14 protein-coding genes are annotated in these 15,031 nt (G+C 65.6%); 4 read left to right on the top strand and 10 right to left on the bottom strand.

What is annotated here, in order from left to right:
- Nucleotides 1-2 precede the first annotated feature (2 nt).
- The gene (locus tag QGV55_RS04990; RefSeq protein WP_281017946.1) at nt 3-524 is read left to right on the top strand and encodes a histidine phosphatase family protein; all 522 of its coding nucleotides are present in this window, start codon (nt 3-5) and stop codon (nt 522-524) included.
- Between the two features lie 113 nt (nt 525-637).
- On the opposite strand, the gene QGV55_RS04985 is transcribed toward QGV55_RS04990, so the two are convergent.
- From QGV55_RS04985 to QGV55_RS04965, 5 genes are all read right to left on the bottom strand, one after another.
- Nucleotides 638-1,408 carry a hypothetical protein gene (locus QGV55_RS04985; RefSeq protein WP_281017947.1) on the bottom strand — a complete coding sequence of 257 codons (771 nt, stop codon included), beginning with the start codon at nt 1,406-1,408 and terminating at the stop codon, nt 638-640.
- Nucleotides 1,405-2,094 carry a hypothetical protein gene (locus tag QGV55_RS04980; RefSeq protein WP_281017948.1) on the bottom strand — a complete coding sequence of 230 codons (690 nt, stop codon included), beginning with the start codon at nt 2,092-2,094 and terminating at the stop codon, nt 1,405-1,407. Before QGV55_RS04980 ends, QGV55_RS04985 begins: the two co-directional genes overlap by 4 nt.
- Nucleotides 2,091-2,831, bottom strand: coding sequence for a hypothetical protein (locus QGV55_RS04975; protein ID WP_281017950.1), 741 nt, complete (start codon nt 2,829-2,831; stop codon nt 2,091-2,093). The genes QGV55_RS04980 and QGV55_RS04975 overlap by 4 nt, the downstream gene beginning before the upstream one ends.
- Before the next feature lie 76 nt (nt 2,832-2,907).
- Nucleotides 2,908-3,693 (bottom strand): glucose 1-dehydrogenase, encoded by a 786-nt coding sequence (locus QGV55_RS04970; RefSeq protein WP_348637648.1) that lies wholly within the window; start codon nt 3,691-3,693, stop codon nt 2,908-2,910.
- 21 nt (nt 3,694-3,714) lie between these two features.
- Complete coding sequence (locus QGV55_RS04965; RefSeq protein WP_281017952.1) at nt 3,715-4,992, bottom strand: MFS transporter; 1,278 nt, start codon at nt 4,990-4,992, stop codon at nt 3,715-3,717.
- Between the two features lie 137 nt (nt 4,993-5,129).
- Between QGV55_RS04965 and QGV55_RS04960 the strand changes: the two genes are divergently transcribed.
- Nucleotides 5,130-5,597: a hypothetical protein gene (locus QGV55_RS04960; protein ID WP_281017953.1), complete on the top strand. Its 468-nt coding sequence runs from the start codon at nt 5,130-5,132 to the stop codon at nt 5,595-5,597.
- 15 nt (nt 5,598-5,612) lie between these two features.
- Here QGV55_RS04960 and QGV55_RS04955 read toward each other — a convergent pair whose 3' ends face one another.
- Nucleotides 5,613-7,049 carry a PP2C family protein-serine/threonine phosphatase gene (locus tag QGV55_RS04955; RefSeq protein ID WP_281017954.1) on the bottom strand — a complete coding sequence of 479 codons (1,437 nt, stop codon included), beginning with the start codon at nt 7,047-7,049 and terminating at the stop codon, nt 5,613-5,615.
- Nucleotides 7,049-8,869 (bottom strand): ATP-binding cassette domain-containing protein, encoded by a 1,821-nt coding sequence (locus tag QGV55_RS04950; protein ID WP_281017955.1) that lies wholly within the window; start codon nt 8,867-8,869, stop codon nt 7,049-7,051. The genes QGV55_RS04955 and QGV55_RS04950 overlap by 1 nt, the downstream gene beginning before the upstream one ends.
- A 124-nt stretch (nt 8,870-8,993) precedes the next feature.
- Between QGV55_RS04950 and QGV55_RS04945 the strand changes: the two genes are divergently transcribed.
- Nucleotides 8,994-10,859 carry an ABC transporter ATP-binding protein gene (locus QGV55_RS04945; protein WP_281017956.1) on the top strand — a complete coding sequence of 622 codons (1,866 nt, stop codon included), beginning with the start codon at nt 8,994-8,996 and terminating at the stop codon, nt 10,857-10,859.
- A 2-nt stretch (nt 10,860-10,861) separates the two neighbouring features.
- Here QGV55_RS04945 and QGV55_RS04940 read toward each other — a convergent pair whose 3' ends face one another.
- A complete protein-coding gene (locus QGV55_RS04940; RefSeq protein WP_281017957.1) occupies nt 10,862-11,359 on the bottom strand; it encodes an anthrone oxygenase family protein in 498 nt (165 codons plus the stop codon).
- A gap of 24 nt (nt 11,360-11,383) precedes the next feature.
- Complete coding sequence (locus QGV55_RS04935) at nt 11,384-12,013, bottom strand: NAD(P)-binding oxidoreductase (RefSeq protein WP_281017958.1); 630 nt, start codon at nt 12,011-12,013, stop codon at nt 11,384-11,386.
- 80 nt (nt 12,014-12,093) lie between these two features.
- Here QGV55_RS04935 and QGV55_RS04930 point away from each other — a divergent pair, with 80 nt between their 5' ends.
- A complete protein-coding gene (locus tag QGV55_RS04930) occupies nt 12,094-12,693 on the top strand; it encodes a TetR/AcrR family transcriptional regulator (RefSeq protein WP_281017959.1) in 600 nt (199 codons plus the stop codon).
- Nucleotides 12,694-12,755: 62 nt separating this feature from the next.
- On the opposite strand, the gene katG is transcribed toward QGV55_RS04930, so the two are convergent.
- Complete coding sequence (katG, locus tag QGV55_RS04925; RefSeq protein WP_348637649.1) at nt 12,756-14,924, bottom strand: catalase/peroxidase HPI; 2,169 nt, start codon at nt 14,922-14,924, stop codon at nt 12,756-12,758.
- Nucleotides 14,925-15,031: the final 107 nt, after the last annotated feature.

The following is a 15,031-nucleotide window of genomic DNA, read 5'->3' as shown; positions in this document are numbered from 1 at the left end:
GCATGCACCGCCTCCTGCTGCTCCGACACGCCAAGGCCGCCGCTCCCGCCCCGGGGCAGGTCGACCACGCACGGAACCTGAACCCGCGTGGTCAGGCCGCCAGCCGGGCCATGGGCGCATACATGGCGCAGAACGACCTCAAACCAGATCTCGTGCTCTGCTCCGACGCCCGACGCACGCGGGAGACATGGGACGGCATCTCTGCCGCGAATGGCTGGCAGGAGATCGAGATCCGCTACCTCAAGGCCCTCTATCTGGCCGAATCCAGCCGTATCAGCCAGATCATCGGGCGGGAGGCCGGGTCGGCAGGCACCCTGCTGCTCATCGGGCACAATCCGGGGATCGAGGAACTGGCCGCAGGTCTGGCGGACCGCTCGGACAGGGAGGCCCGTCGGGAACTGGCCGGCGGGATGGCCACCGCGACGCTGGTGGCATTCAACCTCCCCGACGGCTTCGGCGAGCTTCGCCCCGGGACCTGCGCGGTCGACCGTGTCGTCCATCCGCGTGCCCTGATGCAGGAATGAGCGTTCTGCATGAGGAGGGCCATTCCCCTGAACCTTGACCTTTGCAGCGTTGCCAGAGGATTGACCGGTCGTGAACCTCCACAGAACCGGCAAGGCCGACGCAATTCAGGTAATCAGTTCCTTACCTGGCGCAAGGTGTCGAAGAGCGTCTCGCTGTCCTGGTCTGTCGCGGGCGGTGTCGGGTTCAGGTCAACGTTGACAAGACCTATTCCAAACAACCTGTCGCCCACCGGCCCCACCAGGAAATCGGCGAAGAACCAGACTTTCCGATCGGCGCCATCGACGGGAACCTCCGCCAGCAATCCGAGCCGGATCCTGTTGTCCTGGCTGCGTATGTCCAGGTGACCAACGCTGACGCCACCGGTCTCGATCCTGTCCATCATTGATTTCAGGAACAGTTCCCGGGCCAGAAGATGGATCCTGTCGTCGTCGTGGCGGTCCAGAATCCGGACCATGCGCGCGTAGTCCGCGCCGAATTCCTCATCCATGACCAGCGGCAGGCCTTCCCGCCGCATCAGTCCGGCAATGACCATGGGGATCGGGAACCCCATCGGAGCGTTCCCCTCCACCATCGCGCAGGAGGTCGCGAGCACCTTCATCTCCAGCACACTGACGTCGAAGTCAGCCAGTGCGCTCTGCAGGTGTGCAGGGGTTCTCTCGCTGGCAACACAGAAACCGTCCGGCAGCCGGACGGACAGTTCGTGATCGGACAGCGCAAAACGGACGTGGTCGCGGGTCATCTCGGCCGGGGTCATGGTCCCGATGCCCGCAAGCGGCTGAACCGCAAGCTGCCTGGTCGTGGGCTCGACGGGCGCGGTGGACTGACACCCGGCGGTGACGCCGAGCAGCAGGACAAGAATTCCTCCGACAACTGACCGCTTCAATCGACTTCCCTCAGTTCCGCGCGCAACTCATGTGCTGCCGTCAGGCTCGCGGTATCGCCGGATACAGTAGCGAACTCCACAACCGAGGTAACAAGGAAAACACCTGCAATCGGTTCCGCGAGCGCCGCCGCCCGGAAAGGGTCCTGGCGGCCCGAACGATCCAATTCGCCCGCCGCCGCAACCCCAATCCGGTCCCGGTCCGTCGCCAGTTCGATTGCCGCGATCCTTGCCGGAACGTTCCTTTGGTCCAGCAACTCCCGCACCACATCCAGAATGGCGTCAGGTGACGCAAAGGCCTTGAGGTAGCGCGCGCTGTTGCGAATGGCCTGCCAGAACACGTCGCCACTGCCATCGGCGGGGATCGCGCCCCCGTCCCGCGTCAGGATGCCAAAGGCAAGAACGCGCAGGGTCTGCCCATGCCGGATATTCGACCGCAGCCCGCTGAGCTGATCGCAGGGCATGGCCATCGCCTTCACCTCGACCCCACGCTGACGCACCAGGTCCAGATCGCGCTGCAGCCCCTCCGCTGCGGTCGGGCCCGGAGACAGCCCGTCGCAATAGCCCGCAGGCAGGTCGAACGCGAAATTCGCCGACCCCGCACGAAACCGGACCTCTGCCCCCGACGCCGTGCCCGTGCCGGCCAGCACCGAAAGCGTCAATGCGACGGTGGCCAGTGTTCGGATCAAACCGATGCCTCTTCGCCGAGCAGGCCGTAGATCAGGCGCTTCATGACATCCATTGCACGGATCTCGGCCTGAACGCTGCGGTCTGTCGTGAACGCAACCTGGACCTGCAGGCCATCAACCACGGTCTTGCCGAAGATCTGGACCAGATCACGGGAGCTGCCCGACAGCACGTGACGGTAGGGCAGGCGAAAGTAGGCGGCATAGGAGTCACTCTCGATCAGTTCCAGCCGCGCTTTGCCTTCGATGCGGCGGGACTTGTGGCTCCCCCTGCGCGCAAAGAATTCCTCCAGCTTCTGCTGGGACTCATTGCCCTCCTCAAGGACATCGCGATCATCCCATGCGCGGATGATCGCTTCGATGTAGGTCGCCCGGCTGCCCGCAAACCGCTTCGGCACGCCATTGGGCATGAAGACGGAGACTTCCCCTTCGGCAGCAAGAGACTGGATGAAGCTCGACTGGATCGCCTGATAGTCGTGGCAGGTGATGAAGTAGGCGACCTTGCGCCAGTTGCCCTCCACCGCATCGAAGGCCGCCCAGATACGCCCCTCGAAATCGTCGGCATAGCCCCCGCGCGGCACAAGACAGTAATTGCCGTCAAGTTCAACGCGCAGGGGGGTCGCGCCGGCAATGGCCGTGGTCACCCGGACTTCCCGCGCCTCGGGGACGCCGGTGGTGGTCTGGCAGCTTGCCAGCCCCACCAGCATCAACGTGGCGACGGTCAGCAGGATCTGTCTCATGGTCTCGTGTCACTCCGGATCAGCCTGCAACCCAGAGTGACACCAACCTCGATCTTCGTCGAGTAACGGCTGCGCGCTATCGCGCCATCGCCAGCGAGAACCCCAGGTGGGCGCCGCCATCAACCATCACGAATTCGCCCGTCACCAGTTCGGAGCCCTTGATCAGCCAGAGGATGATCTCGGCATTGTCCTCCGGCGTCGAGACCCGCTGCAACGGCAGGGTGCGCTGCTGGTTGGCGAGCAGCTGATCATATTTCTCCTTGCCCATGCCGTTCTCGAGCCAGCGGGACTGGATCATGCCGGGGCAGATCGTGTTGACCCGGATCTCCGGCCCCAGTGAACGGGCGAGCGACATGGTCATGGTGTTCAGCGCGCCCTTGGACGCCGCATAGGCCATGCAGGAACCGATGCCGGTCACCCCCGCGATGGAGGAGACATTGGTGATGGAGGCCTTGCCAGCGGACCGCAGGTGCGGCTCCGCCCACTTCGCCATCTGGTACGGGCCGATGACGTTGACGGCATAGATGTCCTGGAAGTCCTGCGCGGTCAGGGCCGACAGGTCGGACTGGTCGGCGAACTTGGTCGTGCCCGCATTGTTGACCACGTGATTGAGCTTGCCCCACTTGTCGATCGCGGCATCGACGAGCTTCTTGCAGTCCGCGTCCTCCGCCACGTTGGCCTGAACCGTGATGGCCTCCACCCCCAGATCGCGACAGGCCTGCGCGGTCTCCTGCGCCTCCTTCTCGCTGCGGGTATAGTTGACGACGACATTGCAGCCGTCTGCTGCCAGCGCCCGAGCAACGGCAGCACCAACGCCGGTGGCCGAACCTGTAACGATGGCCGCCTGGCCCTTGAGATCAATCATGATGTCCTCCCTCTCACGTCACTTGCCCCTGTCAGGGACCATGAACCAGATGAATGCAAGTAATTCCGCAGCGATGATGGCCAGCAGACCGACCTGATACCCTTCGCTGGCATAGCCGCCCAGCGCCGTGCGCGGATACTGGTCGATGACCCAGCCGATGCCGGACGCAGTGGCGAAGACCCCGATGAAGACGAACACATTCAGCGCGGTATTGACCCGTCCGGCCAGCTTCAGATCGAAGCGCCCACACAACAGCGGGAACGCCAGGGCGGAAATGTTGGAACTCAGGCCCAGCAGGACCCAGGGCCAGTGCGCCTGAGGATCGACCTCCATGGCGATGGAGCCCTGGGCCAGCAGCAGCCCGATGACGCCCCCTCCCATGACCATGCTCAGTGGCACGCCCCGACGGGTAAGGACATCGGCCACCACACCACCGGCCACGAAGCCGACAGTCAGCGCGATGGAGAGAGTCTGCAGGTAGACCGCAACGCCGGCCTGTTCGAACCCCGCCACATCCTTCAGCCACAGGCCGGCCCACTGGGCATGGATCGCCATGCCGGTGGACATGGTCAGGACCGCGATCGGCGCGATGCGCCAGAAATAGCGCCTGCCATAGATCTGGCGCAGGCTGCCCAGCAGTTCCCGGAAGGGAATGGCGGCGGTGCTGCCCGGCTTCTCCGGCACGACAAGGAAGATCAGCAGGGCCGACGCGACTGTCGCGGCGGCGATGTAGAAGAACAGCTCCTGCCAGCCCAGACCGACATCCCCCAGCAGGAATTCGACCGGTGTCGTGGCCGTCAGCGCCCCCAGTCCGCCCAGGCCCAGCAGGCAGCCGTTCACCAATGGCCAGCGCGACTGCGGGAACCAGAGCGTGATCGCCTTAAGGGAGGCCATCAGCCCGCCGGCGCAGCCGAGGCCGATCATGGCGCGTCCGATGACCAGCGTTTCGGCGTTCTCGCCCAGCCCGAAGACCACGGCACCGGACGCCGCGATCAGCAGCAGGACGGCCTGACAACGGCGCGGTCCGAAACGGTCGAGCATCATGCCCAGCGGCAGTTGCGCCAGTCCGAAGGCCAGGAAATAGGCCGCCCCGACCAGTCCCAGCACATCCGCGTCCAGCGCCAGATCATGACGTACCCGGTCGCCGATCAGTGATGGCAGGGCACGGTAGAGATAGGAAAGGAAATAGCCTGACGCAAAGGGCAGGAAGACGACCACGACAATGCGAATCCATTGCGCGCGTGTCTGCTCCACCCCGTCTGCCGCAACGGGTGCTGCTGTATCTGACCGACTCACTGACGTCTCCTCGACCCGCCGCCGGTTGTTCCGGCGATCACCTGCGAGTCGTTATAGCGCGCTGCGGCGTTCCGGACCATGCCACTGGACACAGCCCCCCATTGCCAAACGCGGCACGCAGCAGGCAAGCTTTGCGGATGAACCGCCTGCATGCCTGGATCGGAATTCCCCTGCTCGCCCTCTTCGCGGGTCAGGCGCTGCCGTCTGTCGCGCTGGCGCAGCAGGGCACCGGCTACAGTCCGCACGTGCAGGTCCTGACCGAAGGCGCCGCGCCCTGCGCGCTGGATCGCCGCTATCTCGCCGAGGCGATCTCCCGCGCCCTGGCGCTGCGCCATGGCACGACGCCGGTCCGGACCAAGATCTTCGTCCGCGTCCGCTCCGTCTGGAAACTTGATGGCTGCCACGACAGGCTCGACGTCTACTACAGCACCCGCCGCGATCTGGGCAGCAATGCACGTGAGACATTCTTCACGCCGCACTCCAGCCATCACCAGCGCGTCGAACCCCTCGACGCCCGCCCCGCCCGCTATCGCAACGCCACCGACGAGGCCCTTCGCCTGTTCGACCGCACCAACCGCGACCTGAACCTGATCCCGATGAACTGAGGGTCGGTGACGGGCTCAGGCGGAGGGGCCGTTCCAGCGCAGCGCGAGCATGGTCAGGTCATCTGACTGGTCCTGATCGCCCACGAATTCTGCGACCCGGCCACTGATGCCTGTCAGCATCGCCTCCACGCCGACATCGTGCGCGGTTGCGGCGATGGCCAGGTCCAGTCGTTCTCCGCCGAACTCGTCACGCTGCATGTTCAGTGCCTCGGTCACCCCGTCAGTGACGATCAGCAGGGTCGCGCCCGGTGAGAGGCGGATCTGGCCGCTCTCGTAGTCAACCTCCTCAAAGGCGCAGAGGGGTGGCCCGCCGACGCGCGGGCTGTGGGTCGGTGCCGCACTGTCCGTCGTGATGATACGGGCCGGTTCGTGGCCCGCATTGCAGTAGTCGATGGTGCCCGTCGCGGTATCGAGAATACCGGCGAAGCAGGTCACGAACTGGTTGTCATGATCCTCCCGCAGCAGCTCCCGGCTGACTTCACCGGCCACATCACCGATCGCGCGGTCATGGCGCAGCACGGCGCTCTTCATCATCACCTTGGTCATGGCCATGAGCAGGCTGGAGGTAACGCCCTTGCCGCAGACATCGCCGACCATGAAGAACAGCCGGTGACCGTCGATCATGAAGAAGTCATAGAGGTCGCCGGTCATTTCCTCCGCCGAGCGGTGGGCGACGGCAAGGTCGAACCGCGCGTCCCCTGCGGACAGGTCTGTCGGCTCCGGCAACAGGCGGCGCTGGATACGGCTTGCCGCCGCCATCTCCGACCGGCGCTGGACGACCTCGAGCCGATGCACCTCGCGCTCCACCATGGCTGCCACACCCGAGCGGAAGATCAGCCAGTTCATCCTGATGGCGACCCCGGCGGTGCCGGTGAAGCCCAGTGCCATCAGAACCTTCTGGAGGGGCGACACGTTCTGATCGCTGACCAGGGAGCCAAACAGCATCGCGGCGATCATCGGCAGCAGAAAGGCAATGGTCAGTCGCGGGATCATGTAGGTGGAGGCCAGTGTCATGCCGCCCAGACCAAAGGCCATCACCGCAAAGGTCGTGCGTCCGACGTTGTCGTCGTTGGGCATGGCGAACGTGATGGCCCAGGCAAAATGACACCCGATCGCGAACGCCCAGATCAGGGACGCCCGACCGATGGCCGTGCCCCTGAACAGCAGCGCGCGACCTGTCCGCTGCCGCCAGAGCCGGTAGAGCGGAAGCGACAGCAGGACCAGCAGGATGGAACCCCAGACCACGCCGCCGACCAGAGGAATGTGGACCCAGTACTTGCCGATTCCCAGACCCGCGAAGACGAGCAGCACGACAACGATGCCCGGCGTCAGACGGTTGGCTGCCAATTCCTGCTGCAAGCGCAGTTCGCTTTCCAGCGTGGGAAAATCAGGTTGATCGTCAGTCTGAATCAGGCTGCCGGGATTTCCCTGCCCCTGATCCGGCGCGACCATCAGCCCGCCTGCCGCTCGGCTGCGATTTCCTCCCGCAGCATTTCCAGTTCCAGCCAGGATTCCTCGGCCTGTTCCTTCTCGCTCTCGGCCGCACCCAGCCGGTCCGTTGCGGCCTGGAATCGGTCGGGGTCGCGTCGGAAGAGACCGGCATCCGCCAGTTCCTTCGTCAGGGTCTGGATCTCCTTCTCCAGGTCGGCGATGCGGCCCGGCAGGGTATCCAGCGCATGCTGCTGCTTGAACGAGAGCTTGCGCCGCTGCGGCGGTGCCTTGGGCGCCGCCTTCTGGCGCTGGGTGGCCCGCTGACCGGTGGGCACCGCCTTGCCGGGCCGGGAGCCACGCTGGGTCAGCATGTCGGAATAGCCGCCCGGATAGCGCTGCCAGACGCCATCGCCTTCCGCCACCAGCACGGCGTCGGCAACGCGGTCGATGAAATCGCGGTCATGGCTGACCAGCAGCACGGTGCCGCCATAGTCCCCCAGCAGTTCCTGCAGCAGGTCCAGGGTCTCGATATCCAGATCGTTCGTCGGCTCGTCCAGGATCAGCAGGTTGGACGGCCGCGCCAGCGCCCGCGCCAGCATCAGCCGCCCCCGCTCCCCACCCGACAGGGCATGGATGGGGGTACGCATCTGCTTCGGGTCGAACAGGAAATCCTTCATGTAACTGACCACGTGACGCGACTGGCCATTGACCATCACTGCGTCCCCGCCGCCGCCCGTCAGCGCGTCCATCAGGCTCCAGTCCGGCGACAGGCTCTCCCGGCGCTGGTCCAGGCTGGCGGTCTCCAGCGCCGTTCCCAGCCGCACCGTGCCGCTGTCGGGCTCGATCTCCCCGGTCAGCAGCCGCAGCAGGGTGGTCTTGCCCGCCCCGTTCGGCCCGACGATCGCCAGCGTCTCGCCCCGCAGCAGCCGCAGGTCCAGGTCGCGCACCACCGGCGGCTGATCGCCCCAGGCGCGGGTCACCCCCTTCGCCTCCGCCACCAGCTTGCCGGAACGCTCCGCCTCCGCCGCCGCCATGCGGACATTGCCCTGCGCGCGCTCGAAGTTGCGCCGTTCGGAACGCAGTGCGTGCAGGTTCCTGAGCCGCCCCATGTTGCGCTTGCGCCGGGCCGTGACGCCCTTGTGGAGCCATTCGGTCTCGGAGACGATCTTGCGGTCCAGGCGGTGCAGTTCCTGCTCCTCCGCCTCCAGCACCTCGTCACGCCAGGCCTCGAAGGCGGCAAAGCCCCGGTCCAGCCGCCGCGTCCGCCCCCGGTCCAGCCAGATCGTGGTGCCGGACAGGTTCTCCAGGAAGCGCCGGTCATGGCTGATCAGCACCAGGGCGGAGCGCATCGACTTCAGCTCCGCCTCCAGCCACTCGATGGCCGGCAGGTCCAGATGGTTGGTCGGTTCGTCCAGCAGCAGGATGTCCGGTGACGGGGCCAGCACCCGCGCCAGCGCCGCCCGCCGCGCCTCCCCGCCCGACAGGTGTGTCGGATCGGCGGTCTCGCTGAGGCCAAGCTGCTCCAGCAGGGATGTCGCGCGATAGGGATCATCGCCAGGGGCCAGCCCCTCGGTGACGAAATCCAGCACCGTCGCGTGGCCGGAAAGATCCGGTTCCTGAGGCAGATAGCGCAGGGTGGTGCCGGGCTGCAGGAACGAATCCGCACTGTCGGCCTGCACGATCCCGGCCACGATCTTCAGCAGGGTCGACTTGCCGGAGCCATTGCGCCCGACCAGTGACACACGCTCCCCGGCCGAGACAACGATCTCCGCGCCGTCCAGCAGCGGTTTGCCGCCGAAGGTCAGGTGCACGTCGCGCAGATGCAGAAGGGGTGGAGCCATGGCGCGCAGTCTTAAGGCCAGTGACCGTCCGATGGAAGAGCGCCGCGCTTGAGAAATTCGTCCGGATGGCTAGATAGTCCGGACCACCCCGATCCGAGACCGGTAACGCTGGAGCCCATCCGCAATGATTTCGCGATTCTATGACTGGCTGGAATCGCGGGTGGACTCCTTTCCCGACACGGTGCCGACGAAGCCACCCTCCCGCTTCCTGGGCTTCATCATTCACTTCTCCCGCCCCTTCCTGCCGCTGATCGTGATCAGTGCGCTGTTCTCCGTCGCGATCGCCATCGTCGAGGTGCTCATGTTCGCCTTCCTGGGCGACATCGTGGACTGGCTGTCCGCGACACAGCCCGACCAGCTCTGGAACGAGCACGGCATTGATCTGGTGCTGATCGCCCTGATGGTCGTGGTGCTCTATCCGCTGCTCTACTTCGTCGGCGAATCGATCAGTCATCAGGGGCTGCTGGGCAACTTCGCCATGCGGACGCGCTGGGAATCGCACCGCTACCTGCTGCGTCAGAGCATGGCCTTCTATCAGGACGACTTCGCGGGCCGGGTGGCCGCGCGGATGATGCAGACCGCGCTGGCGGTGCGGGAAGTCGTGCTGAAGACCTCCGAGATCCTGCTGTTCGTCGCGGTCTATTTCGCCAGCGCACTGGTCCTGTTCGCCAGCGCCGACTGGCGACTGGTCCTGCCGATGCTGGCCTGGCTGGTCGGCTATCTGGTGATCCTGCGGCTGTTCATTCCCCGGCTGGCGGAGGTGTCCCGCGCCCAGGCCGATGCCCGCGCCGATGTCACCGGACGCGTGGTCGACAGCTACACCCACATCGGTACGGTGAAGATGTTCGCCGACGCCAACTACGAGGATGATTATGCCCGAAGTGGCATGAAACGCTTCCTCGGCACGGTCTACGGCCAGATGCGGCTGTCCACGGCGCTCTCGGCTTCCCTGGCGACGCTCAATGCCTTCCTGATCTTCGGGATCGGCGCGGTCGCCATCGCGCTCTGGTCGCACGAGATCATCACCACCGGCGCGATAGCATTTGCCGTCGGGCTGGTGCTGCGCCTGATCGGCATGTCCAACTGGATCCTCTGGGAAGTCGCCAACCTGTTCGAGAATGTCGGCGTCGTGATGGATGGCATCGATACCATCGCCCGCGACCGCAGCGTCGTTGACCGCCCTGACGCCAGGCCGCTGAGCGTACAGGAGGGCGAGATCGCCTGGCAGGACATCCACTTCAACTATGGCAAGGTCCTGCCGGAGCAGACCGCCAACGTCATCGACGGCCTGTCCCTGACAATCAAACCGGGGGAGAAGGTCGGGCTGGTGGGACGGTCCGGCGCGGGCAAGTCCACGCTGGTCAGCCTGCTGCTGCGGTTTCACGACCTTGAAGGCGGTCGCATCCTGATCGACGGCCAGGACATTGCCGCCGTGCAGCAGGACAGCCTGCGGGCCGCCATCGGCATGGTGACGCAGGATACGTCCCTGCTGCACCGGACAGTCGCGGAGAACATCGCCTACGGGCGCGCCGAGGCCACGCGGGAACAGGTCATCGCCGCCGCGCGGAAAGCGGAAGCACATGACTTCATCTCCGATCTGGAGGACCTGAAGGGCAACCGGGGCTATGACGCCCACGTGGGCGAGCGCGGTGTGAAGCTGTCCGGCGGCCAGCGCCAGCGCATCGCCATTGCCCGTGTCCTGCTGAAGGATGCGCCGATCCTGATCCTCGACGAGGCAACCAGTGCGCTGGACTCGGAGGTCGAGGCCGCAATCCAGCAGAGCCTCTACAGCCTGATGGAGGGCAAGACCGTGCTCGCCATCGCCCACCGCCTGTCAACGATCGCGGCCATGGACCGTCTGGTGGTGATGGATCAGGGCCGCATCGTCGAGCAGGGGACGCATGCGGAACTGATCCACCGGGATGGTCTCTATGCCGAACTCTGGGCCAGGCAGTCCGGCGGCTTCCTGGCCCGGGAAGAGGTCGCCTGAACTCACCCTGCCTGAGCCAGCAGCACCGCCGCGACCATGTAGCAGACGGCGGTGCCTGCCGCGGCAAGGGTGCGCAGATGGTTCCAGGGCAGCCAGCCACCGACATAGTCCGGCCAGTAGGCCTGTGCCTCGCCTCCGGCCAATGACATTCCGTCCAGGCGGATGTTCATGGGCACGTTGGCAACCACGGTGACGCCGAAGACGCCGAACAGGTAGAGACTGGCCGCCGCCACCAGCCAGGGCAAGGCCACCGGCTGAGCCAGCATCGCCGCAGCAATCGCTGCCGCAGCAGACACCGGCACCAGCCCGACCAGCAGGACAAGGAAGACCGATCGATAGACCTTCCGGTTGATCATCTGCATCGCTGCGCTGCCCGTCGCCGCGTCGCCACGGCCGAGGGACGGCATCACCAGATCGGAAAAGGTCATGAAGACACCGGCGACCACCGCACTTGGCATGGCCAGGGCGAGCATGGACCAGGAGACGAGTTCGTTTGACATGGTGCTGTTCCCTGTTGTCGTTGTTCAGTGAGAGATCGCGACGGCAGACCGGACACGGCTGCGGTCGGTGAGCTGGCGCGCCAGAAATGCGGCGATGTCGGCCCGTGAGATCTTCAGCTTCAGGCGCCGTTCCTCCGGTCCGAAACCCTCCATGTAGTCATCGGTCTCGGGTCCGTCGGTGAAGGCGCTGGGCCGCACGATGGTCCAGTCCAGACCACTCGCCCGCACCAGGTTTTCCTGCAGCTCGTGATCCAGGAACACCGGGCGCAGCAGCAATCCGAACATGATCCGTTTCCAGAAGAAATTCAGGTTGCTCCAGCTCTCATGCGCCCCGAGCGTCGACTGGCAGATCAGCCGCGACACGCCGTGGGCCTGCATGCCGCGAATGACGTTCATGGTGCCGGTCGAGCGGACGACGCTCTTGCGCGAGGTGCCGGCACCCAGCGTCACCACGACCGCATCATGGCCGGCAATGGCCTCCGCCACGGCCCCTTCGTCCCCCGCATCCCCGGCCACCAGCCGCAGGGCCGGGTCGCTGATTTCCAGTCGCTCCGGGTGCCGCGCGAAGGCGGTTACCTGATGCCCGTCGGCGAGCATCCGACGCACGGCAAGTGCGCCAACGGTTCCGGTCGCTCCAAAGATGATGACGTTCATTTCGCTCTCCTGTTTGCGTGTTGACGTCGCTTGACATAGTGTCAAGTTGACACCGTGTCAAGCGACGTCATACTGCCGCCATGACAGAAAAGACCCCATCAACCCGTGACCGCATCCTGCAGGCCACGCTGGACCTGCTTCAGGCCGGTGGCGGCAGCGGCGTGCGCATGTCGGACATCTCCAGGGCTGTCGGCATCAGCCGCCAGGCGCTGTACCTGCATTTCCCCAACCGCGCCGACCTGCTGGTCGCAGCCAGCCGTCATATCGATGAGCAGAACGAGGTGGAGCGGCGGCTGGTGCCGAGCCGCACCGCAGCAACGGGCCGGAAACGGCTGGACGCCTGGATCGATGCTCTCGGCAACTACATTCCCGTCGTCCATGGGGTGGCGAAGGCGCTGCAGGCAATGAAGGACACGGACGAGGCCGCGATGACGGCCTGGAACGACCGGATGCAGGCGATCCGGCACGGGTGCGCTGCCGCGATCGCCGCGCTGGACCGGGACGGCGAACTGACCGGGGATCTGACGCAGGAAGAGGCAACGGACTGGCTCTGGATGCTGCTCGCGTTCCGGAACTGGGAGCATCTTTGCCGCGAATGCGGCTGGCCGCAGGAACGCTATGTCCGTGTCATGCAGCAGACGGCGGCGCTGGCGCTGACCGGCAGGTCCGACGCCGCCTGAAACGCAGAAGGCCCGACCGTTTCACCGGCCGGGCCTTCCATCATTCCGGTGCTGAAGCCGGATCAGGCGAGATCGAAGCGATCCGCGTTCATCACCTTGTTCCATGCGGCGACGAAATCGCTGACGAAGCGGTCCTGCGCGTCGTCGGAGGCATAGACCTCCGACAGGGCCCGAAGCTGCGAGTTCGATCCGAAGACCAGATCGACGCGGGTACCGGTCCATTTCACGGCACCGGTGCCGCGGTCGCGACCTTCGAAGACCCCCTCGCCTTCCGAGACTTCCGTCCATTCCGTGCCCATGTCGAGCAGATTGACGAAGAAGTCGTTGGTCAGCGTTCCGGGGCGGTCGGTCAGCACACCATGCGACGACTGTCCGGTGTTCGCGCCCAGCACCCGCAGGCCACCGACCAGCACCGTCATCTCCGGCGCACTCAGGGTCAGCAACTGGGCCCGGTCGATCAGCAGTTCCTCCGCCGATACCGTGAACTTCCGCTCCAGGTAATTGCGGAAGCCATCGGCGCGCGGCTCCAGAACACTGAAGGAGTCGGCATCGGTCTGTTCCGCCGACGCATCGGTGCGGCCCGGCGTGAACGGCACCTGCACGTCATGCCCGGCATCCTTCGCTGCCTTCTCGATGGCCGCACAGCCTCCCAGCACGATCAGGTCGGCCAGCGAAACCTGCTTGCCGCCGGTCTGGGCCTCGTTGAACGACTGCTGCAGACGCTCGAGCACCGCCAGCACCTTCGCCAGTTGCTCCGGCTGGTTGACCGCCCAGTCCTTCTGCGGTGCCAGGCGGATACGTGCGCCATTGGCGCCGCCCCGCATGTCGGAACCACGGAACGTGGAGGCCGAGGCCCAGGCCGTGGAGACAAGCTCCGCGACCGACAGGCCGGACGCCAGCACCTGCGCCTTCAGGTCGGCGATGTCGGCGGCATCGATCAGCGGATGCGTGACCTCCGGCACCGGGTCCTGCCAGAGCAGTGCCTCCGCCGGGACATCCGCGCCGAGGTAGCGCGAGCGCGGACCCATGTCGCGATGGGTCAGCTTGTACCAGGCGCGGGCAAAGGCGTCGGCAAAGGCCTCCGGGTCCCTGTGGAAGCGGCGCGAGATCTTCTCGTAGGCCGGGTCCATGCGCATCGCCATGTCGGCGGTGGACATCATGGTCGGCACCCGCTTCGACGGATCATCGGCGGCTGCCGCCATGTCCTTCTCCGCCACGTCCTTCGGCTGCCACTGCCAGGCACCGGCGGGGCTCTTCACCAGTTCCCATTCGTAGCCGAACAGCATGTCGAAGTAGCCCATGTCCCACTGCGTCGGGTTGGGCGTCCAGGCCCCTTCCAGACCGCTGGTGATGGCATCGCCCCCCTTGCCGGAACCGAAGCTGTTCTTCCAGCCGAGGCCCATCTGCTCGATGGCTGCCCCTTCCGGTTCGGCGCCGACATTCCCGTCGGGACCGGCACCATGGCACTTGCCGAAGGTGTGGCCACCGGCCACCAGGGCCACCGTTTCCTCATCGTCCATCGCCATGCGGGCGAAGGTCTCGCGGATATCGACACCGGACGCCACCGGGTCCGGCTTGCCGTTCGGCCCCTCCGGATTGACGTAGATCAGGCCCATCTGGACCGCCGCCAGCGGTTCCTCCAGATCACGTTCACCGCTGTAGCGCCTGTCGCCCAGCCACTCGGCCTCCCTGCCCCAGTAGATGTCCTCCTCCGGCTCCCAGACATCGACCCGGCCACCGCCGAAGCCGAAGGTCCTGAAGCCCATGGATTCCAGCGCGCAATTGCCCGCCAGGATCATCAGGTCGGCCCAGGAGATGCTGTTGCCGTACTTCCGCTTGATCGGCCAGAGCAGACGCCGCGCCTTGTCCAGATTGCCATTGTCGGGCCAGCTGTTCAGCGGGGAGAACCGCTGCGAGCCGGAACCCGCGCCTCCCCGGCCGTCGGCGATGCGATAGGTACCGGCGCTGTGCCATGCCATGCGGATGAAAAGCCCGCCATAGTGGCCGTAGTCCGCCGGCCACCAATCCTGGGAGTCGGTCATCAGCGCGTGCAGGTCCTGCTTCAGGGCCTCCAGATCCAGTTCCGAGAACGCCCTAGCATAGTCGAAATCCCTGCCGAGCGGGTCGGAGCGTTCCGAATGCTGGTGCAGGATGCGGAGATTGAGCTGGTTCGGCCACCAGTCGCGGTTCGTCGTCCCGCCCGTGGATCCACTTGTGTTCGCACCATGCATCACGGGGCAGCCACCGGATTGCGGTTTCGCTGTCTCAGCCATTGATCGCTCCCATTCTCGTTCCTGATCACGCGACAGCCGATGCCGGCTGGCGGGAATTTGTTTTC

This window comes from Minwuia sp. IMCC3009, from assembly GCF_029909415.1.
Classification (GTDB): domain Bacteria; phylum Pseudomonadota; class Alphaproteobacteria; order Minwuiales; family Minwuiaceae; genus Minwuia.
Note: the sequence above shows the minus strand (reverse complement) of the source record. Positions and strands in the feature narration are given on the sequence as shown.